General features: G+C 67.2%; 17 protein-coding genes. 10 read left to right on the plus strand and 7 right to left on the minus strand.

What is annotated here, in order from left to right; genetic code table 11:
• The first annotated feature begins 165 nt into the window (after window positions 1-165).
• The 3 genes from Q7V15_RS08105 to Q7V15_RS08115 all read left to right on the plus strand — a co-directional run bounded on the left by Q7V15_RS08105 (window position 166) and on the right by Q7V15_RS08115 (window position 5235).
• Entirely contained in the window at window positions 166-2853 is a 2688-nt protein-coding gene (locus Q7V15_RS08105; protein ID WP_304754965.1) for a ribonuclease E/G, read from the plus strand.
• A gap of 51 nt (window positions 2854-2904) precedes the next feature.
• Window positions 2905-4344, plus strand: a complete 1440-nt coding sequence (locus Q7V15_RS08110; RefSeq protein WP_304754966.1) for a M48 family metalloprotease — start codon at window positions 2905-2907, stop codon at window positions 4342-4344.
• Window positions 4345-4506: 162 nt separating this feature from the next.
• Window positions 4507-5235: a DsbA family protein gene (locus Q7V15_RS08115; protein WP_304754967.1), complete on the plus strand. Its 729-nt coding sequence runs from the start codon at window positions 4507-4509 to the stop codon at window positions 5233-5235.
• Window positions 5236-5286: 51 nt separating this feature from the next.
• On the opposite strand, the gene Q7V15_RS08120 is transcribed toward Q7V15_RS08115, so the two are convergent.
• The gene (locus Q7V15_RS08120; RefSeq protein WP_304754968.1) at window positions 5287-6087 is read right to left on the minus strand and encodes a thiazole synthase; all 801 of its coding nucleotides are present in this window, start codon (window positions 6085-6087) and stop codon (window positions 5287-5289) included.
• A 1-nt stretch (window position 6088) separates the two neighbouring features.
• Window positions 6089-6289 (minus strand): sulfur carrier protein ThiS, encoded by a 201-nt coding sequence (gene thiS / locus Q7V15_RS08125; RefSeq protein WP_304754969.1) that lies wholly within the window; start codon window positions 6287-6289, stop codon window positions 6089-6091.
• Window positions 6290-6377: 88 nt separating this feature from the next.
• On the opposite strand from thiS, the gene Q7V15_RS08130 reads away from it, so the two are divergent.
• The 4 genes from Q7V15_RS08130 to aat are packed head-to-tail and all read left to right on the plus strand — an operon-like array spanning window position 6378 to window position 9325.
• Complete coding sequence (locus Q7V15_RS08130; protein ID WP_304754970.1) at window positions 6378-6815, plus strand: type II 3-dehydroquinate dehydratase; 438 nt, start codon at window positions 6378-6380, stop codon at window positions 6813-6815.
• A 27-nt stretch (window positions 6816-6842) separates the two neighbouring features.
• A complete protein-coding gene (accB, locus tag Q7V15_RS08135) occupies window positions 6843-7316 on the plus strand; it encodes an acetyl-CoA carboxylase biotin carboxyl carrier protein (RefSeq protein WP_304754971.1) in 474 nt (157 codons plus the stop codon).
• Between the two features lie 4 nt (window positions 7317-7320).
• Window positions 7321-8673, plus strand: coding sequence for an acetyl-CoA carboxylase biotin carboxylase subunit (accC, locus tag Q7V15_RS08140; RefSeq protein ID WP_304754972.1), 1353 nt, complete (start codon window positions 7321-7323; stop codon window positions 8671-8673).
• 4 nt (window positions 8674-8677) lie between these two features.
• Window positions 8678-9325 carry a leucyl/phenylalanyl-tRNA--protein transferase gene (aat, locus tag Q7V15_RS08145; protein ID WP_370689793.1) on the plus strand — a complete coding sequence of 216 codons (648 nt, stop codon included), beginning with the start codon at window positions 8678-8680 and terminating at the stop codon, window positions 9323-9325.
• Here aat and Q7V15_RS08150 read toward each other — a convergent pair.
• Together Q7V15_RS08150 and Q7V15_RS08155 are read right to left on the minus strand one after the other, a co-directional pair.
• Window positions 9271-9867, minus strand: coding sequence for a DUF2155 domain-containing protein (locus Q7V15_RS08150; RefSeq protein WP_304754974.1), 597 nt, complete (start codon window positions 9865-9867; stop codon window positions 9271-9273). The two genes, aat and Q7V15_RS08150, sit on opposite strands and share 55 nt — an antisense overlap.
• A 10-nt stretch (window positions 9868-9877) precedes the next feature.
• Window positions 9878-10273: an NADH:ubiquinone oxidoreductase subunit NDUFA12 gene (locus Q7V15_RS08155; protein WP_304754975.1), complete on the minus strand. Its 396-nt coding sequence runs from the start codon at window positions 10271-10273 to the stop codon at window positions 9878-9880.
• Between the two features lie 168 nt (window positions 10274-10441).
• On the opposite strand from Q7V15_RS08155, the gene Q7V15_RS08160 reads away from it, so the two are divergent.
• The 3 genes from Q7V15_RS08160 to Q7V15_RS08170 all read left to right on the plus strand — a co-directional run bounded on the left by Q7V15_RS08160 (window position 10442) and on the right by Q7V15_RS08170 (window position 14439).
• Window positions 10442-12937 (plus strand): ribonucleotide reductase, encoded by a 2496-nt coding sequence (locus tag Q7V15_RS08160; RefSeq protein WP_304754976.1) that lies wholly within the window; start codon window positions 10442-10444, stop codon window positions 12935-12937.
• Between the two features lie 75 nt (window positions 12938-13012).
• Window positions 13013-13501 (plus strand): pentapeptide repeat-containing protein, encoded by a 489-nt coding sequence (locus Q7V15_RS08165; RefSeq protein ID WP_304754977.1) that lies wholly within the window; start codon window positions 13013-13015, stop codon window positions 13499-13501.
• A gap of 83 nt (window positions 13502-13584) precedes the next feature.
• Window positions 13585-14439 (plus strand): pentapeptide repeat-containing protein, encoded by an 855-nt coding sequence (locus tag Q7V15_RS08170; protein ID WP_304754978.1) that lies wholly within the window; start codon window positions 13585-13587, stop codon window positions 14437-14439.
• A 6-nt stretch (window positions 14440-14445) separates the two neighbouring features.
• Here Q7V15_RS08170 and aspS read toward each other — a convergent pair whose 3' ends face one another.
• From aspS to parC, 3 genes are all read right to left on the minus strand, one after another.
• Complete coding sequence (gene aspS, locus Q7V15_RS08175; protein ID WP_304754979.1) at window positions 14446-16227, minus strand: aspartate--tRNA ligase; 1782 nt, start codon at window positions 16225-16227, stop codon at window positions 14446-14448.
• A 107-nt stretch (window positions 16228-16334) separates the two neighbouring features.
• The gene (locus tag Q7V15_RS08180; protein WP_304754980.1) at window positions 16335-17663 is read right to left on the minus strand and encodes a serine hydrolase; all 1329 of its coding nucleotides are present in this window, start codon (window positions 17661-17663) and stop codon (window positions 16335-16337) included.
• 91 nt (window positions 17664-17754) lie between these two features.
• On the minus strand, window positions 17755-19665 hold a 1911-nt coding region (gene parC, locus Q7V15_RS08185; RefSeq protein ID WP_304754982.1), incomplete at its 5' end, for a DNA topoisomerase IV subunit A.

A 19665-nucleotide genomic window follows, 5' to 3' on the forward strand; every position in this document is an offset into this window, starting at 1 on the left:
GTGACTAGGACACACCCATGGGCAGCGTCGCCCGAGCCCCATTCCGGCGACTGGCCGGCCTCGCGGCCGCCTCCGTCGCTGTGAACAGAGACCCTGCACGCGCCCTCATGTTTAGCCGGCAGCGCCCGAACCTAGGTTTCGAGGCGCGCCGTGGAGATTCACTAGATGTCGAAGAAGATGCTTATCGATGCGGCCCACGCCGAAGAGACGCGTGTGGTCCTGATCGACGGCTCGCGTGTTGAAGATTTCGATTTTGAGAGTAAAAACCGGAAGCAACTCAGGGGCAATATTTATCTCGCAAAAGTAACCCGTGTGGAGCCCAGCCTCCAGGCGGCCTTTATCGAGTATGGCGGCAACCGCCATGGCTTCCTGGCCTTCAACGAAATTCATCCTGACTATTATCAGATCCCGGTCGCTGACCGCGAAGCTCTGATGCGTGAAGAGGCCGAGGAGGACGACTCCTTCGAGCCCGCGGCCCGCAGCGCCGACCCCGACGACGAGGACGCCGAAGCCATCGTCGATGAGGACGATGTGATGGAAGAGGAAGTCGCCCGGCGTCGCCGGCGGCTGATGCGCAAGTACAAGATCCAGGAAGTGATCCGCCGCCGGCAGATCATGCTGGTGCAGGTGGTCAAGGAAGAGCGCGGCAACAAAGGCGCGGCGCTGACCACCTATCTGTCCCTGGCCGGCCGCTACGGCGTCCTGATGCCTAACACCGCCCGTGGCGGCGGCATCAGCCGTAAGATCACCACGGCCACCGACCGCAAGCGCCTCAAGAGCGTGGTCCAGGGCCTGGACGTGCCGCAGGGCATGGGCCTGATCGTCCGCACCGCGGGCGCCAAGCGCACCAAGGCCGAGATCAAGCGCGACTACGAGTATCTCCTGCGCCTGTGGGAAAATATCCGTGAGAACACCCTGCACTCTATCGCGCCGGCTCTGATCTATGAGGAGGAGGACCTGGTCAAACGGGCCATCCGCGACCTCTACGACAAAGAGATCGACGGCGTTTACGTGGAGGGCGAGGCCGGCTTCAAGGAAGCGCGCGACTTCATGCGCATGCTGATGCCGTCCCAGGCCAAGAAGGTTCAGCTCTACCGGGACCCCGAGCCTCTGTTCGTCAAGTACAAGGTCGAGGATCACCTCTCCCAGATCTACAGCCCGGTGGTGCCCCTGCGCTCGGGGGGCTATCTGGTCATCAACCAGACCGAAGCCCTGGTGGCGGTCGATGTGAACTCCGGCAAGTCCACCCGCGAGCGCAACATCGAAGCCACGGCGCTCAAGACCAATATGGAAGCCGCCGAAGAGACAGCGCGGCAGCTGCGCCTGCGTGACCTGGCCGGTCTGATCGTCATCGACTTCATCGACATGGATGAGTCGAAGAACAACCGTGCGGTCGAAAAGAAGCTCAAGGACTCCCTGAAGGACGATCGCGCCCGCATTCAGATGGGCAGGATCAGCGGGTTCGGCCTGATGGAGATCAGCCGCCAGCGTCGCCGAACCGGCGTGCTGGAAGGCACCACCCATGTCTGCGAACACTGCAACGGCACCGGCCGGGTTCGCTCAGTGGAGTCCAGCGCCCTGGCGACTCTGAGGGCTCTGGAGATCGAGGCGCTCAAGGGCGGCGGCGAGGCGACCCTGAAGGCGCCCCGCGCTGTGGCGCTCTACATCCTCAATGAAAAGCGCGCCCATCTGGCGCGCATTCACGAGACCTTCGGCCTCTTCGTCACCGTGGTGGTCGACGACGCCATGCCCCATGCCGACTATGAGATCGAGCGCACGGCCAGCGAAACCCGCCCTGACCACGCCATCATCGTCCACTCGACCCCGTCGCGGTTCGATCCCCTCGAGGACGACGGGTTCGACGACAGCCTCCATGAGGATGAGGACGAGGAAGACGAGGACGAAGAAGAGGATCAGGACGAAGTCCGCGCGCCGGCGGCCCGGGACCTCGACGAGGAGGACGAACCGCGCGGCGGGGAGCCCTCCGGCGAGGACGAGGCCGATGGTCGAACCCAGGGCCGTGGCCGTCGACGCCGCCGCCGTGGCGGAGGTCGCCGTGACGAGGAAGAACGTCCCGCCGCCCCCGAGGCCGATACTCGCCTGGAAGACGAGAATGGCGGCCGCCGTCGCCGCCGCGGCCGCAGAGGCGGCCGGCGTCTGCGCGAGGATCGTCCGGGAGAGGCCTTTGCATGGGTCCGCCCCTGGGTGCCCTATGGCGAAGACCCGTTTGTCTGGTTCGACCTCTCCGAAGACCAGCGCATGGCCATCCCCGAGCTGAGCACGGCCCAGCCCGAACGCCCCGCCGCCGCGCTGGAAGAGACCGGGGTGGAAGCCCCTGCCCCCTCGGTCGCCAGCGCCACGACGGACGCAGACGACATCTGGGTCGAACTGCCCGAGCCGGAGGACAAGCCCAAGCGGCGGCGCAGCCGTGGCAAGGCCAAGCCGGCGGCCGAGCCCGTCGCCGAGACCTCGACCGAAAGCGAGGTCGCGGCTGAGCCCGAGGCTGTCGCTGAGTCGGCGCCTGAGCCCATGACGGCTGAGACGCCCGCTGAGGCGGTGGCCGAAGATGCGCCCAAGCCCAAGCGGGCCCGCACCCGGCGCAAGGCTGAGCCCAAGCCCCAGGCCGCAGAGGCTGAGGTCGAAGTCGAAACCGCGCCAATGGCCCCTCCCTCTGAACCTGAGCCGGAACCTGCGCCTGCCGCGGCGCCGGAACCCGTGGCTTCACCCCCTCCGCAACCTGCGGAGATAGCTGTGGCGCAGACGGGTTCGGCTGAGCCCGAGGCGATCCCTGACCCGGCCGAAATCACCTCGCCCCCCGCCAAGCCACGTCGTGGCTGGTGGCGGCGCGGCTGACGGGTTAGGCTTCCGATGGGCGCAAGGGGGGAAGCGAGCAAGAGAGTGTGCATGGCCTCCCCCCTGCGTTTTCCCAGTCTTCGCCGTCGTACGGGCGCACTCAAAGGTCTTCGGCGAGCGATCGGCTCTCTGGCCCTGTCGGCCATGGTCGCCGCTGCGCCGGGCCTGGCCCAGGCCCAGCAGGGCCTGTCCCTCATCCGCGACACTGAGATTGAAGCCATCCTGGAGGAGGATTCCCGGCCCATTCTCGAGGCCGCAGGCATCAACCCCGCCAGCATCAAGATCCTGCTGATTGGCAGCAAGGAGCTGAACGCCTTTGCGGCGCCCGGCACCATGGGCTTCTTCACCGGCCTGATCCTGGAGTCCAAGACCCCCAACCAGCTCCAGGGCGTCATCGCCCACGAGGTGGGACACCTGGCCGCCGGACACAGCGCCCGCTCCGGCGAGATGCAGCGCGCCGGCCTGCAACCCTTTCTGCTGACCATGGGTCTTGGGGTTCTGGCCGCTTTCGCCGGCGCCGGGGACGCAGCCATCGCCCTCATGGGCAGCGCAAGCCAGTTCGGGACCCTGGCGGCCCTGGGCTATAGCCGCGAACAGGAAAGCCGCGCCGACCAGGCCGGACTCAACATCCTGGATCGCGCCGGCCTGTCAGGTCGGGGGCTGGTCGAGTTCTTCGACAACTTCCGCTACCAGGAGGTCTTCCAGGAGGCCCGGCGCTACGCCTATTTCCGCAGCCACCCCCTGTCGTCGGAGCGGATCGACACCCTGCGCCGCAAGGCTGAGACCCTGCCCGACTGGGACAAGGTCGACAGCGAAGAGGCTATGGAGCGGCACGAGATCATGAAAGCCAAACTGCAGGGCTTTCTGAATCCGCAGCGGGCCATCGTCCAGTACGAAGAAAAGGATACGAGCTATCCGGCCCGCTACGCCCGCGCGATCGCCTATTACCAGATGAAGGAGCCCGATCGAGCCCTACGTCTGATCGACGCGCTCCTCAGCGAACAGCCCGAGAACGCCTATCTCTGGGAGCTGAAGGGGCAAATCCTCTATGAGTTTGGCCGAACCACCGAGGCCGAGGCGCCTCAGCGGCGTTCGGTCGAACTGATGCCTGAGGCGCCGCTCCTGCGGGTCAATCTGGGTCAGACCCTGATCGCCATGAGCGATGAGGCCAAGCTGGACGAAGGAATCCGAGAGCTCCGCAAGGCGCTCACACAGGAGAATGACAATGCTGTGGCCTGGCGCCTGCTGGCGGAAGGTCACGACCGCCGGGGCGATGCCGGCGCCGCCCGCCTGGCCACGGCGGAGTACAACTTCCATGTGGGCAACCGTCAGCAGGCTCGGGTCTTCGCCATGAGGGCCCGGGACATGTTGACCCGCGATACGCCCGAGTGGCGCCGGGCCACCGACATCGTGCTGACGTCCAACCCCTCCCGCGACGATCTGCGTGAACTGGCGCAGGAAGGCGCGATCACCACGGGCTCTGTCCGCTAGAGCCTGATGCGATCAGACGGAATCGATCGTTGAATCAGGCTCTACACTCAGAGGCTTGAGCGCGTTTCGTCCCGATAACCGGTTCCCACTTATCAGAACGCGCTCTAGACCACGCAAAGGCGTCCCGGTCGCAACTCGCGCCGAACATCCCTATCTGGATCCATGATGAGAAAACCATTGCCTGTCCTTGCGGCGCTATGCGCCTCCGCCCTGGCTCTGTCCGCCTGTGACCGCGCCTCCGACGCGGCCTTTGGCGACCGGGTCCGCGCCTATCTGCTCGAGCATCCCGAGGTCATCGAGGAGGCCGTCCAGAAGCTGGGGCAAAAGCGGGAGATCGAAGCCGCTCAGGCCGCCACCTCGGCCATCGAGACCCAGCGCGCCGCCCTGGAACGTGATCCGCGGGACTTCGTGGCCAATCCCGATGGGACGATCACCGTCACCGAGTTCTTCGACTACCGCTGCGGCTACTGCAAGGTCGCCGCTGTCGAGATGGCCAAGATCATCAAGGAAAATCCCGACGTTCGGGTCGTGTTCAAGGAATTTCCGATCTTCGGCGAACAGTCCGACGAGACCGCGGCCATCATGCTGACCGATCTCGCCAAGCCCAAGACCCTGGAGCTCCATGATCGACTGATGGCCGAGAGGTCCCTGGATGACGCGGCCCTCGACCGCCACCTGCGCGCCGTCGGGATTGATCCCGCCGCCGCCCGGCGGGCCGCCCAGGCGCCGGCCATTCAGCAGCAGCTGGTGGACACCCACGAACTCGCCGCCAGCCTGGGCATCAATGGCACACCAGCCTTCGTCATCGGCGATCGGCTGATCTCCGGCGCCGACATGGAGGCGGTCCGCGCGGCCATCACCGCAGCCCAGGCCGAAAAGATCGTCGGCTAGAGTTAGAGTACGTTTTGCCCCGACAACCGCGTCCCACCTATCGGGACGCGTCTAGATCAGCCCCGCCAGGGGCGAGGACGGATCGGCGTACATTCGCTTGGGCATGCGGCCGGCCAGAAACGCCTCGCGCCCGGCGATGACCGCATGGCGCATGGCGCTGGCCATCAGGATCGGGTCGCGGGCCTCGGCGATGGCGGTGTTCATCAGGACGGCGTCGCAGCCCAACTCCATGGCCACCGCCGCATCCGAGGCCGTGCCCACGCCGGCGTCCACCAGCACCGGCACCTTGGCCTGTTCGATGATCAGGGCGAGATTAAGTTGGTTCTGAATGCCGCGCCCCGAACCGATGGGTGCGCCCAGCGGCATGATGGCCGCGGCGCCGGCCTCCTCCAGCTTGAGCGCATAGACCGGGTCGTCATTGCAATAGACCATCACCTCGAACCCGTCGGCGATCAGCAGCTTCAAGGCCCGTAGGGTCTCCTCCATGTCCGGCAGCAGATGCTTGGTGTTGGACAGAACCTCAAGCTTGACCAGGTTCCAGCCCCCGGCCTCCCGGGCCAGCCGCAGGGTGCGCACCGCGTCCTCGCCGGTGAAACAGCCGGCGGTGTTGGGCAGGAAGGTGAAGCGGTCGGGCTTCACATGGTCCACCAGCATGGGCTGGCTGGGGTCCGACAGGTTCACCCGCCGAATCGCCACCGTGACGATCTCCGCGCCGGCGGCTTCGGCCGCCGCCGCATTGGTCGCGTAGTCCTTATACTTTCCCGTGCCGATGATCAGGCGCGAGGTGAAGGTGCGGCCCGCCACGCTCCAGGTGTCCTCGGCCCCCATCGGCCTTTGGCCTGCGTCATCCATCTCAGCCGCCTCCGATAAAATGCACAATCTCGATCCGGTCGCCGTCGGCCACGGGCGTCAGGTCATAGGCCGAGCGCGGCACGATCTCCAGGTTGCGTTCGATGGCCACCTTGCGCGGATCCAGGCCCAATTCCCTCACCAAGGCCGCCAGATGCGGCAGGGGCGCCAGGGTGCGCGGTTCGCCATTGATCACCAGTTTCATCTTCAACTCTCGCCGCGACCCGCCGCCGGGATGCTTGTGACCCCCGCCTGCGAACGTTACAAGACAGCGGAATCGCCGGCGGAGCCGAATGTCGAAACTGATCTATGTGTTGAGCGGGCCCAATCTCAACCTTCTGGGCATCCGCGAGCCTCAGATTTATGGGAAAGAGACCCTGGACGACGTTCGCATGGCCTGCGAACGCCGGGCGGAGTCCCTCGGCTGCGTGATTGACTTCCGGCAATCCAATCATGAAGGCGTGCTGATCGACTGGGTGCAGGAGGCGCGAACCGCCGCCAGCGCCCTGGTGATCAATCCCGCCGGCTATGGCCACACCTCCATCGCGCTTCTCGACGCCCTTAAGACGCTCGAAGTTCCGGTGGTGGAATGCCACCTGTCCAACCCGGCGGCCCGCGAGACGTTCCGCCGACACACCTATGTGTCCCTCGCTGCGACGGGAGTCGTGTCAGGCTTCGGCGTGGCGAGCTATGAACTGGCCGTTGAGGCCGCGGCGCGCCTCAGCGCCTGACGCCTCCCAGCAGCAAGGGTCCTTTCCATGGCTAGCAGCCCCAAGGCTTCCGCCGATCCGCTTGACGCCCGTCTGGTGCGCACACTGGCCGACATCCTCACCGAGACGGGATTGTCGGAGATCGAAGTCGAGCGCGACGGGCTGAAGGTCCGTGTCGCCCGTCAGGTGTCGGTCACCGCCACGGTCGCGGCCCCCGCCCTGGGGCCGGTCGCCGCCCCGGTGGCCGCCGAAGCGCCCGCGGCTCCGGCCGCGCCGGCGCGCGCCGCCGGCGACGCCGTGAACTCACCAATGGTGGGCACCGTCTACCTGCAGCCGCAGCCGGGCTCGCCCAGCTTCGTGAAGGTCGGCGACACCGTCGCAGCGGGCCAGACCCTGATGATCATCGAAGCCATGAAGACCATGAACCCGATCCCGGCGCCCCGCGCCGGCAAGGTGGTCGAGATCCTGGTTTCCGACGCCCAGCCCGTCGAGTTCGGCGAGCCGCTCGTCGTCATCGAGTAGTTCGATGTTCGACAAGATTCTGATCGCCAACCGCGGCGAAATCGCCCTTCGCATTCATCGGGCCTGCAAGGAGATGGGCATCTCCACGGTGGCCGTCCACTCGGAGGCCGACTCTGGCGCCATGTGGGTGCGACTGGCCGATGAGAGCGTCTGCATCGGCCCGGCCTCGGCCGCCAAAAGCTACCTGAACATCCCCGCGATAATCGCCGCGGCGGAGATCACCGGCGCCCAGGCCATCCATCCGGGCTATGGCTTCCTGTCGGAGAACGCCCGGTTCGCCGACATCGTCGGCGCCCACGGCTTTACCTTCATCGGGCCCAAGCCCGAGCACATCCAGATGATGGGCGACAAGATCACCGCCAAGCAGGCGGTGATGCGGGCCGGCATTCCCGTGGTCCCCGGCTCGGCCGGCGCACTGACCACTGAGGATGAAGCCTTTGCAGCGGCCGAGGAGATCGGTTTTCCCGTCCTGATCAAGGCCGCCGCCGGCGGCGGCGGGCGCGGCATGAAGGTGGCCCTGGACCGCGAGAGCCTGGCCGAGGCTGTCTCCACCGCCCGGTCGGAGGCCAAGGCCGCCTTTGGCGACGATGCGGTCTATATGGAGCGCTACCTCCAGAAGCCCCGCCACATCGAGATTCAGGTCGTCGCCGACTCCTTCGGCAATGTCTGCCATCTGGGGGAACGCGACTGCTCGCTGCAGCGCCGCCATCAGAAAATCCTGGAAGAAGCCCCTTCCCCGGCCCTCGACTCCGCCGCCCGGGAGAAGATCGGCAAGGTGGTGGTCGATGCGATCAAGGCCATCGGCTATCTGGGCGTCGGCACCATCGAGTTCCTCTATGAGAACGGCGAGTTCTTCTTCATCGAGATGAACACCCGCCTGCAGGTGGAGCATCCGGTCACCGAAGCCATCACCGGCATCGACCTGGTGCGCGAACAAATCCGCATCGCCGCAGGCCTGCCGCTGTCCTTCACCCAGGAACAGGTGGTCTTCGAAGGCCACGCCATCGAGTGCCGGATCAACGCCGAGAACGCGCGGACCTTCACGCCCTCGCCGGGCAAGGTCACCGACTTCCACGCACCTGGCGGCCTTGGTGTGCGGTTGGATTCGGCGGTCTATGCCGGGTACGTCATCCCGCCCTTCTATGACAGCCTGATCGGGAAGCTGATCGTCCACGGACGCGACCGCGAGGAATGCCTGGCGCGGGTCAATCGCTGTCTGGGTGAGATGGTGGTGGCCGGGGTGGAAACGACCATTCCCCTGTTCCAGGACCTGATCCATCAGCCGGAAATCATCGCCGGGGATTACAACATCCACTGGCTGGAAAAGTGGATCAAAGCCCAGGCTGACGAAGCCTGAGCCCATGGAGGCGTTTGGCCCGCTCCAGTTGCTGGCCTGCTACACCCGCGGCGTCTTTCCCATGGCCGACGCCCGGGAGGACGACCAGATCTTCCTGGTCGATCCTGAACACCGCGGCGTCCTGCCGCTGCAGGACTTTCATATCCCGCGGCGGCTGGCCCGGACGGTGCGGGCCGAGCCGTTTGAAATCCGCTTCGACACCGCCTTCGACGAGGTGGTGGCCCTCTGCGCGGAGCCCGCGCCGGACCGCTGCGAAACCTGGATTAATGCGTCCATTCGGAGCCTTTATGGCCAGTTATTCGCCATGGGCTGCGCCCATTCGGTGGAGTGCTGGCGGGACGGCCGCCTGGTGGGCGGCCTCTACGGCGTCTCGCTGGGGGCGGCCTTCTTCGGAGAGAGCATGTTCTCCCGGGCGACCGACGCCTCGAAGGTCGCCCTTGTCCACCTGGTCGCGCGCCTGATTTCGGGGGGCTACCTGCTGCTCGACACCCAGTTCATCACCGAGCACCTCAGCCAATTCAACGCCGAAGAGATCCCGCGGGAGGCCTATCAGCGCCGCCTGGTCGCAGCCCTGGCCTGCTCGGCCACCTTTGGCGATCAGCCGGCCTTGGGGGGCGTCTCGGCCCTGCAGGTGATCAGCCAGGCGTCATAGACCGGATGTTCCAGGGGGTTCAGCCCCGGAGCGCCGGCGTACATCCATCCCCGGAAGGTTTGGCGCGGCGGCGGCGTCGGCCGACCGGCCACCGGGCGTGGCTGAGAGTCGATCGTCATATAGGCCATGGCGTCCGGAGCGCGCTCGTCCGGGGCGGCCAGCTCGCAGGCCCGAACGGTGAAGACCAGGCTCTTGTATCGGATCGGCTGGCCCACCGGCGCTTCGAAGCGGATGGTTTCAGCGCTTACCTTGTCCAGAGCCTGAATGATGGCGACGCCGTAGCGGGCGCGCTTCATGGGCGGCTTGGGTTCGGAGGGCGGCTCGGGCGGCTGGGCGGCGCGGGGCCTGGGCGGCTCTGGCTCGAGGTCCGGCACGGGCTCGGGCGGCGGAAGCTGCATTGGCAGCTCGGCCTGCGCCGCAGGAGGCGGCGCGACGGGCGCAGCGGCGGCCGGGGCCTCTGGCGCGGTCTGAGCCAGCACCGCGCCGCCCGCCACCAGACCGGCGGCGCTCAATCCAACGACGATGAGGCGCGCGGGGCGCATGATGGCGCGACTATTCCGGAGTCCAGGGGAGATAGTCCCCCGTGGCGCGCTGCCGTTCCCCGCCCCGGGCCAAGGAGCCCTGGGGCCGATAGGCATGGATGGTTCCGGTCAGGTTCGGACGATGGTCCTTTTCCCAGGCCTGCCGCAGCAACGGCTCGACCGTCGGCGGCTCATCGAAGGTGTAGTGCAACCAGCCATGCCATTCGGCCGGCACCTTCGAGGCCTCGGCATAGCCCGAATAAATCACCCAGCGGCGCTTGCGCCCATCATAGGAGTCCGAGGCGTCCTTGGCCTCGTAGTAGCGGCTGCCATAGTCGTCCTGGCCGACAAAGACGCCACGGCGGCCGATGTGGAAGCGGGCGCCGAGGTTGGCGCCATTCCACCAGGTGAAGATCGCTTTGAACACGTTGGACTGACCCGGCTGGCAGGAATTTCGCGCGGACTATAGGTCTCCGCCCCCAAGCCGTCCAGCGCCCGGAATTCCTCAACATCTTGGGGATGAACCCAAACTCCCACGCAACATCTATTGCCGACCCCAGGTGGGCTTCCTACCCTGCGCCTGAGGGAGTCTGTGATGAGTCTGGATAGCGGCAAGATGGAGCGACGGGCGCTCGAACGCAGCGGCGACGTTGTCGAGGTCCTGGCCCCCGCCTCCTGGCCCAACGCCCAGGTGGAGGCCTGGCTGGACTGGGCGGGGGGCGAGACCGATCTGCCGGCCGCCATCTTCCGTTTCGCCGAAAACATGGTCCAGTCGGGCCAGCGTCTGGGCCTGTTCGAGGGCGTGGGCGCCCGCGGCCGGTTCCGTCGCGAGCTCGGCGCCGGTCTGATGGCCGGACGGATCGCCCTGCGCGCCCTTCCTGCTGCCCACACTGAGCTGCTCTCGGGTCCTGGGGAGATCATCGAACAACTCGCCCGGCTTCGCGCCGAGCACCGGGGCCGCGCCGCCAGCCAGGGCGCGGCGGCCGCCTTCTCCGCCCGTCAGCAGGGACTGGTGGACGCCATCCATCGCTGCCAGGGCGATCCCGACGCCTGCGCTGATCCGCAACGCAATCCCAGCCTCGCCAGGGCCGCCGAAGCCGCCCGGGCGGCCGGGGCGTCCGACGCCGCCATCCTTGACACCATCGCCCTCGCGCGCGCGGGGGAAACCCGCCTGCCCACCGCCTTCGCCCCGCCCGCGCCCGTCCCCCTGACCCTGGCGGTCGTCGACGAGGCCCCAAGCGAGCCGCTGCTGCGCACCCTGGCTCTCAGCGCCTGGGAGACCGGACGGCTGACCGTTGGGTTCGCATCCATGGCCGAGGCGCCAGTCGCCCTGGGCGCCGTCAGCCTCATGGCCTTCGGGGTTGGCGACTCCTTCGACGCCACGGCCTTTGATGGGGCAGTTGGCGTGCTCTCCACAGCCCTGGCGGCCCAGGCCGCCGGGGGCGGCGCGGCGCTGGGCCTGGCGGGCCTGGCCGACTGGCTGGCGGCCCACGGCCACGCCTATGACTCCGAGGCCGGGCGGGCGGCGGCCCTGGAGCTGTTTGAGCGCGCCAACCGAGTCGCCCGCCTCGCCTGTCCGGGATTGAACGGCGGACTGGCCGTGTTCGAAGATCCCGAACTCACCCTGATGCTCGGCGGCGCCAGTTCGGCGGGTGAGCCCTGGGAGGGCCCGGTCACCTTCGCTGAGACGGCGGACGGCCAGGTGGTTCGCGTCATGAGCGAAGCGGCCCTCTGTGGCCTGCGGGCGGTCGGCGCCGATCTGGACGCGGCTCGCTGGCGCCTGTTGGGGCACGGCACCCTCGAAGACGCCCCGGGCGTCGACCATGCCGCCCTCATCGCCAGAGGCTTCACGGAACACGAGATTGGCGCCGTTGAGGCAGCCCTGCCCTATTGCGCAGCCCTGCGCGAGGCCTTCCGGCCAGAGGTGGTGGGCGAGGGATTTCTCGCGGACGTCCTTGGCGCGCCGGGGGAAGACCTGCATGACCCGCGCTTTGACGCCCTGCGCGTCATGGGTTTCACCGAGGCCGCCATCGCCGAGGCCGAGGCCTATGCCCTCGGGGCCAGCCGTCTTGTCGGCTCCGAACTGGCGGACGACCAGCAGACCATCTTCCTGACCGCCGATGACCTGGGTCCAGCCCCCTATCTCGCCATGCTGGCCCACCTGGCGCCGGCCCTGGCTCGGCCCGCCCAGGCGGACTTCACCCTGCCCTGGGACGCCACGCCGGCCGATGTCCAGACCTTGATGGAGCAGGCCCGCCTGGCCGGCGTGCCAATGGTGCGGATCGCCCGAGCCGAGCCGCCCGCCTACCAGCGTCTGGATCTGCCGACCCCGCGGGAGACTTCGCGCCCGGAAGCGGCGACCCGGCCTGAACCAGTCCAGGAGCCACGGCCCGAGCGGATCGTGGAACGGGTGGTGGAGCGTGAGCGGGCCAGGCGCAAGCTGCCCGACCGGCGCAAGGGCTATATCCAGAAGGCCTCCGTGGGGGGTCACAAGGTCTATCTGCACACGGGTGAGTATGACGAGGGCGAACTCGGCGAGATCTTCATCGACATGCACAAGGAAGGCGCCGCCTTCCGCTCGTTGATGAACAATTTCGCCATCGCCGTCTCCATCGGCCTGCAGTACGGCGTGCCCCTGGACGAGTTCGTCGAGGCCTTCGTCTTCACCCGCTTCGAGCCGGCGGGGCCGGTGACCGGCAACGACTCCGTGCGCTCGGCGACCTCGATCCTCGACTATGTGTTCCGCGAGCTGGGCGTCTCCTATCTGGGTCGTGACGACCTGGCCAACGCCGATCCGGACGAGCTGAATGCTGATGGCCTGGGCCGCGGCAAGGCTGATGAGCCCGGCCTCGCCGCGGGCGAGCCGCAGCCGGCCTCGCGCTACATCTCCAAGGGTTTTTCCCGAGGCGCAGCGCCTGACAACCTCGTGGTCCTGTCCCTGGCCGACCACCGCGCCGCCCGGACGCCAAGCGCCCAGACAGCCGATGTCTGCCCCGCCTGCGGCGACATCGCCGCGGTGCGAAAGGGCGCCAGCCTGATCTGCGAAACCTGCGGCGCCCGGGCCGGCCGGTTCGACGACGCCACCGGCTGACCTTGGCCGCGCACACCTGGCCTTAAGCTTGCACGGACTAGGGCTAGTCGTTCCGTATGATGCAAGGCGCCGCCCATGAGACTGTCTGGACCCCTCGCCCTTCTCGCTGTCCTGGCCCTCGCGGCGCCGGTCGCGGCGCAGAACGCCGGCCAGATCAGTCAGGTGCGCGCCGGCGCCAGCTGCCCCAAGTGCAATCTCTTTCAGGCGGAATTGGGCGGCCTGACCCTGAAGGGCAAGAACCTGTCGGGGGCGCGATTGCGCCAGGCCGATCTCAGCCTGACGATCATGAACCGCACCAACTTCGCCGGCGCCGATCTGCGTGACGTGGAGGCCTATGGCGGCGTCTTCTCAAGCGCCAGCTTCGCCGGCGCCGATCTGACCAATGCCAGCTTCGTCGGCGCCCACCTGGACGGCGCCAACTTCCGGGGCGCGCGACTGGCCGGCGCGAACTTCTCTGGCGCGGAGATGGCCAGGTCGGTGGGCCTCGCCCAGGCCCAGCTCAACCAGGCCTGCGGCGACTCTGCCACCCGCCTGCCGGGCGGGCTGCGCATTCCCCCATGCTAAGGTCGTAAAATTACTGGGAATTAAGTGGTCATTCCGGCCTGGCCGTCGCAGATGGATAGCCTAGACATGGAGCCCTCGCCCTGATGAACCGGCCCACCTGCCTCCTGGCGCTCCTCGCGGTCCTGGTCGGCTTCGCCCCGGTCGCCGCCAACGCCATGGTGAGCGACAAGGCCGTGGCCAAGATCGTCGCCTTTGGCGGATCCTGCGCCAAGTGCGAGCTCTCGGGCCGCAAGCTGGCGGGCGCACGGTTCATGGGCGCCAATTTCGCTGAGGCCGCCCTCGTCGGCGCGGATCTGCGCGGCGCCCGCTTTCATGGGTCGGCCTTCACCCGCGCCAACCTGTCGCGCGCCGACCTGTCCGACAGCGCCATGATGGGGGTGAGTTTTGGCGGGGCCAACCTGTCCGACGCCATTCTGCGCTCTGCGGAGGCCAAGGGGTCTGACTTCGCCCAGGCCGATCTGAGCCGGGCCGATCTGCGCGATGTGGACGCCAGCGGCTCGAATTTCGCCCAGGCCAATCTCACTGATGCGCGGCTTATGGACGCCGAGCTGAAGGGTGTGAATTTCACCAATGTGAACGCCCGCGGGGCAGACTTTCGCGACGCCGAACTGACCGCATCCAATCTGAGCGCCGGCCGCTTTGACCGCGCCTCCTTCCGATCAGCCGAACTGGACATGGCCAATCTGCGGAACGCCATCTTTCATGGGGCGGACTTCCGCGGCGCCAGCATGGACCGGACCAATCTGGGCGGCGCCGATCTGTCCCGCGCCCGGGGCCTGGTCCAGTCTCAGATCAACGAAGCCTGCGCAGATGGCGCCACCCGCCTCCCCTCCGGCCTGACGGCCAGGATCTGCAGCGGCCGGTCCATGACGTCGCCAACGCCGCCGAGCCCGCCTGCGCCACCGGTCCCCCGCTTCCTGGAGATCGGCCTCGATTGAGCCGGCTCAGGCCGGCTTGATCGGCAGGGCCAGTCGCAGGCTGAGCTCTTTCAACTGCTTGTCCTCGACCTCTGACGGCGCGCTCATCAGCAGATCCTGGCCCTGCTGATTCAGCGGAAAGGCGATGACCTCACGGATGGCCGTCTGACCGGCCAGCAGCATGACGATCCGGTCGATGCCCGGCGCCAGGCCCCCGTGCGGCGGCGCGCCATAGCGGAAGGCGTTCAGCATGCCGCCGAACTGGTCCTCGACCACCTGCTGGCTGTAGCCCGCGATCTCGAAGGCCTTGAGCATCACATCGGCCCGGTGATTCCGCACCGCGCCCGAGCACAGCTCATAGCCGTTGCAGACGATGTCGTACTGGTAGGCCAGGATATCGAGCGGGTCCTGGGTCTGCAGCGCCTCCATCTCCCCCTGGGGCATGGAGAAGGGGTTGTGCGAGAAGTCGACGTGGTTCGACTCCTCGTTCATCTCGAACATCGGGAAGTCGACGATCCAGACGAATTCGAAGCGGTCCTCGTCCACCAGCTTCAGGTCGGTCCCGACCTTGGTCCGGGCCGCGCCGGCGAACTTGTAGAAGACCTTCGGGTCGCCGGCGACGAAGAAGGCCGCGTCGCCCTGGCTCAGGCCCAAGGCCCCCATCAGGGCGTCGGTCTTCTCAGCCCCCAGGTTCTTGGCGATCGGACCGCCCCAGCCGCCCTGGTCCTCGCTCCAGAAGATGTAGCCCAGGCCCGGCTGCCCCTCGCCCTGCGCCCAGGAGTTCATCCGGTCGCAGAAGGCGCGGCTGCCGCCCTTGGGGGCGGGAATCGCCCACACGGCGTTCTTGGGGTCTTCCAGGATGCGGGCGAACAGGCCAAAGCCGCCGCCGCGGAAATGGTCGGACACCGCCTGCATCTGGATCGGGTTGCGCAGGTCGGGCTTGTCCGAGCCGTACTTGGCGATCGCCTCCCGGTAGGGGATGCGCGGGAACGGATAGGGCGTCACCGGCTTGCCGTTCGAAAACTCCTCGAACACCCCGTGCATCACCGGCTCGATGGCGGCGAAGATGTCTTCCTGGGTGACGAAGCTCATCTCCACGTCGAGCTGGTAGAATTCCAGGCTGCGGTCGGCCCGCAGGTCCTCGTCGCGAAAGCACGGCGCGATCTGGAAATAACGGTCGAAGCCCGCCACCATCAGCAGCTGCTTGAACTGCTGCGGGGCCTGGGGCAGCGCGTAGAACTTGCCCGCATGCAGGCGCGAGGGCACCAGGAAGTCCCGGGCGCCTTCCGGCGACGAGGCCGTCAGGATCGGGGTCTGGAACTCGTTGAAGCCCTGGTCGGTCATGCGACGGCGAATCGAGGCGATCACCTGGCTGCGCAGCAGGATGTTGCGATGCAAGGTCTCGCGACGCAGGTCCAGATAGCGGTGCTTGAGTCGGATTTCCTCCGGATAGTCCGGCTCGCCAAACACCGGCAGGGGCAGCTCGGCGGCCTCCGACAGCACCTGGACGCCCTTGACCTGCACTTCGATCTCGCCGGTGGGCAGGTTGGGGTTCACGGTCTCCGGCGTGCGCGCGACCACCGCGCCATCGATGCAGATGACGCTCTCGGCCCGCAGACGCTCAACAGCCGCAAAGCCGGGCGTGTCCGGCGCCAGCACCAGCTGGGTCAGGCCGTAATTGTCCCGCAGGTCCACGAAAACGAGACCGCCATGGTCGCGCTTGCGATGGATCCACCCGGAAAGGCGGACGGACTGCCCTGTGTCGCCAGCGCGAAGCTGACCGCAGGTGTGGGAGCGATATGGGTGCATGAGGAGTCGCAGAAAAAGCAGGGAAATCGAGGCGCGGAAGGGCGCATGCGGGGCCAGCCTTGTCAAGGCGAAGGACCGGCGCGGGTCCCGCCCTTCGGCCCTGTCAGCTACTTCGCCGGGTCGACCAGGGCCTGATAGACCAGGGTCCGCGTCGCCGTGCCAAGGTCGGGCCCGCCGGTGCCGCCGAACCGCTGGATCATGCCGACGAACACCACGTCGTTTGTCGGATCGACCCAGAACCAGGTGCCGGCCGCCCCGCCCCAGCTCATCGTCCCCTGGCCCTCCAGACTTCCGGCCTTGCGCGGGTCCTTGACCACCGCGAAGTCCAGGCCAAAACCCACCGCGTCGTTGAATCGCGTCCCCACCGAGCCGTTGGACGAGACCAGGGCGTCTGCGGGAATCATGTCGGTTCCCATGAGTTCGACGGTCGCTGGCGATAGAATCCGCACCCCGTCCAATTGGCCGCCATTGGCGATCATCTGAGCGAACCGGGCATAGTCGGAGACGGTTGAAACCAGGCCGCCACCACCAGATTCCAGGGCCGGCGGAACGGTGAAGTCCTGGGCGGGCGCGCCGGCCAGCTCACGGGCCTCAAAGAGCGGTCCACCCTCCGGGGCGCCCACATAGACCGCCGCAAGACGGTGCGCTGACGCGGCCGGCACATGGAAGCCCGTGTCAGGCATCTTGAGCGGTGCAAAGATTCGCTCGGCCATAAAGGCGCCCAGGGTCTGGCCGCTCAGCTTCTCGACAATGTGGCCCTGGATATCGACAGCGATGGAATAGCTCCAGTCGCTTCCCGGCTGGAACAACAGGGGAATCGTCGCCGTTTTCTCGACCATTTCCTGCAAGGACGACGAGCCCAGCACGCTCTTCTCGCGGAACATCCGGTCAACCGCCCGCTCGTCGGACAGGCCATAGCCGAAGCCTGCGGTGTGGCTCATCAGTTCGCGCATGGTGGGCTCGCGGGCGACCGGCTCCAGGATCGGCCGCCCCTGGGCGTCCTCGCCGGTCATCACCATCAGATTGGCCAGCTCAGGCGCATAGCGGCTGACCGGATCGTCGAGGCGCCAGCGGCCCTCTTCGAACAGAATCATCATGGCCACACCGGTCACCGGCTTGGTCATGGAATAGATGCGGAAGATGGCGTCCTTCTGCATCGGCCGCTGGTCGGCGAGGTTCGCCTGACCATGGGTGTTGAAGGCGACGACCTTGCCATGGCGGGCCAGCAGGGTGGATATCCCGGCCACACGGCCATCGGCCACCACCTGGGCCATGGCGGCGTCCAGGCGCTTCAGCCGCTCGGCGGAGAAGCCCACCGACTCGGGACTTGCGGCGGCCGGCAGGGGCGCTGGCGCCCGCTGGGCCAGGGCCGATGACGGCGCAGCCAGCAGAACGACGGCGAGCATCGCTGCCGACAGACGGTTGGAACGGAACATGTGAGGCCTCCCCAGAACTCTTTGGGCGGAACCTAGCGGAGCCTGCGCCCCCGGCAATGGCCAAGCCGTTCTTGCCGGGGGCGCGCGGACCCTATTTCGGCTTGAACCGCTTGCTGGTCGGGAAGCCGCGGGGGGCGAGCTTGCCGGCGCCGGCGCGGCGCCCCAGCCAGTCGCGCCACTCGGTCCAGACGCGGGTGCGGCCGGCGGGATCGATCCAGGCGGCGCCGATTTCGGCATTGAACACCACCGCGTCCCGCAAACCCCCTTCGCGATAGGACTGCAGCTTGACCCCCTTGCCCCGGGGCATTTCCGGGAGCTCGGAGATGGGGAAGATGAGAATCTTGCCGTTGTCGCCGATCACCGCGATGTGGTCGCCCGTAACCGCCAGGGTCGGCAGAGCGCCGCGCTTGTCGACAGTGAGCACCTGCTTGCCCGCCCGCCGTCCAGAGACAGCTTCATCCTCCGCCAGGACAAAGCCGTATCCAGCCCTGGAGGCCAGCACCCGGCGCAGGCCGGGCTTGTGGGCGAAGACGTCGACGATCTCCACCTGGTCTTCCAGGTCGATCATCAGCCGCAGGGGCTCGCCGTGGCCGCGGGCCGAGGGCAGCTTGTCACAGCCCAAGGTAAAGAACCGCCCGTCCGAGGCCAGGATCAGCAGCTTGTCGGTGGTTTCGGCCGGGACGATGAAGCCCAGCTTGTCGCCCTCCTTGAATTTCAGTTCGGGAGGGTCGTCCACCTTGCCCTTGGCCGCCCGGATCCAGCCCCGCTCCGACAGGATGACGGTGATCGGCTCGCGGGGGATCATCGCCTCGATAGCCGCCTCGGCGTCCACATCGGGGGCGTCGGCGAAGATGGAACGGCGGGCGCCCAGCTTGGTCTCCTGGCCGAGCACCTTCTTGACCTCCTTGAGGCCCACCCCCACCAGCTTCCACTGGCGCGGTTCGGACTCCAGCAGCTTCAGCAGGCCGTCACGTTCTTCCGACAGTTCGCCATGCTCGCGACGGATCTCCATCTCCTCCAGCCGGGCCAACTGCCGCAGACGGGTATTGAGGATGGCGTCAGCCTGCAGCTCGGAGAGCTTGAAGGTCTCGATCAGCTTGGCCTTGGGCTCGCTCTCGTGCCGAACGATGCGGATCACCTCGTCCAGATTGAGATAGGCGATCAGCAGGCCATCAAGGATGTGCAGCCGCGCCTCGATCTTCGCCAGCCGGTGGCGGGCCCGACGCACCAGCACCTCGCGCCGATGGTCGAGGAAGGCGCGCAGGGCCTCTTTCAGGCTCATCACCCGGGGCGTGCCCCGGGCGTCCAGCACATTGAGGTTCACCGGGAACCGGGTCTCGAGGTCCGAGAGCTTGAACAGGCTCTCCATCAGGACTTCGGGCTCGATGTTGCGGCTCTTCGGCTCCAGGACCAGCCGCACGTCCTCAGCCGACTCGTCGCGCACGTCGCCCAGCAGGGGCGCGCGCTTGTTCTCGATCAGATTGGCCAGTTGTTCGACCAGATCGGCCTTCTTCACCTGATAGGGAATCTCGGTGACGATGATCTGATAGGTCCCCCGTCCGGTATCCTCCCGCGTCCAGGTCGCCCGGGTGCGGATGCCGCCCCGGCCGGTCTCATAAGTCTCGACCATCGAGGCGTGAGGCTCGACGATGACCCCGCCGGTGGGGAAGTCCGGCCCTTTCACATGCACCATCAGGTCGGCCGTGCTGACGTCAGGGGCGTCCAGCATCAGCAGGCAGGCGTCGATCAGTTCGCCGGCGTTGTGCGGCGGGATCGAGGTGGCCATACCCACGGCGATGCCGCTGGAGCCATTGGCCAGCAGGTTGGGAAAACCCGCCGGCAGGACCACAGGCTCGGAGTCCTCGCCATCATAGGTGGCGCGGAAATCGACGGCGTCCTCGTCGATTCCGTCCAGCAGCAGCTGGGAGGCCTCGGTCAGCTTGCACTCGGTGTAGCGCATGGCCGCGGCGTTATCGCCGTCGATATTGCCGAAATTGCCCTG

The organism is Phenylobacterium sp., from assembly GCF_030651755.1.
GTDB lineage: Bacteria > Pseudomonadota > Alphaproteobacteria > Caulobacterales > Caulobacteraceae > Phenylobacterium.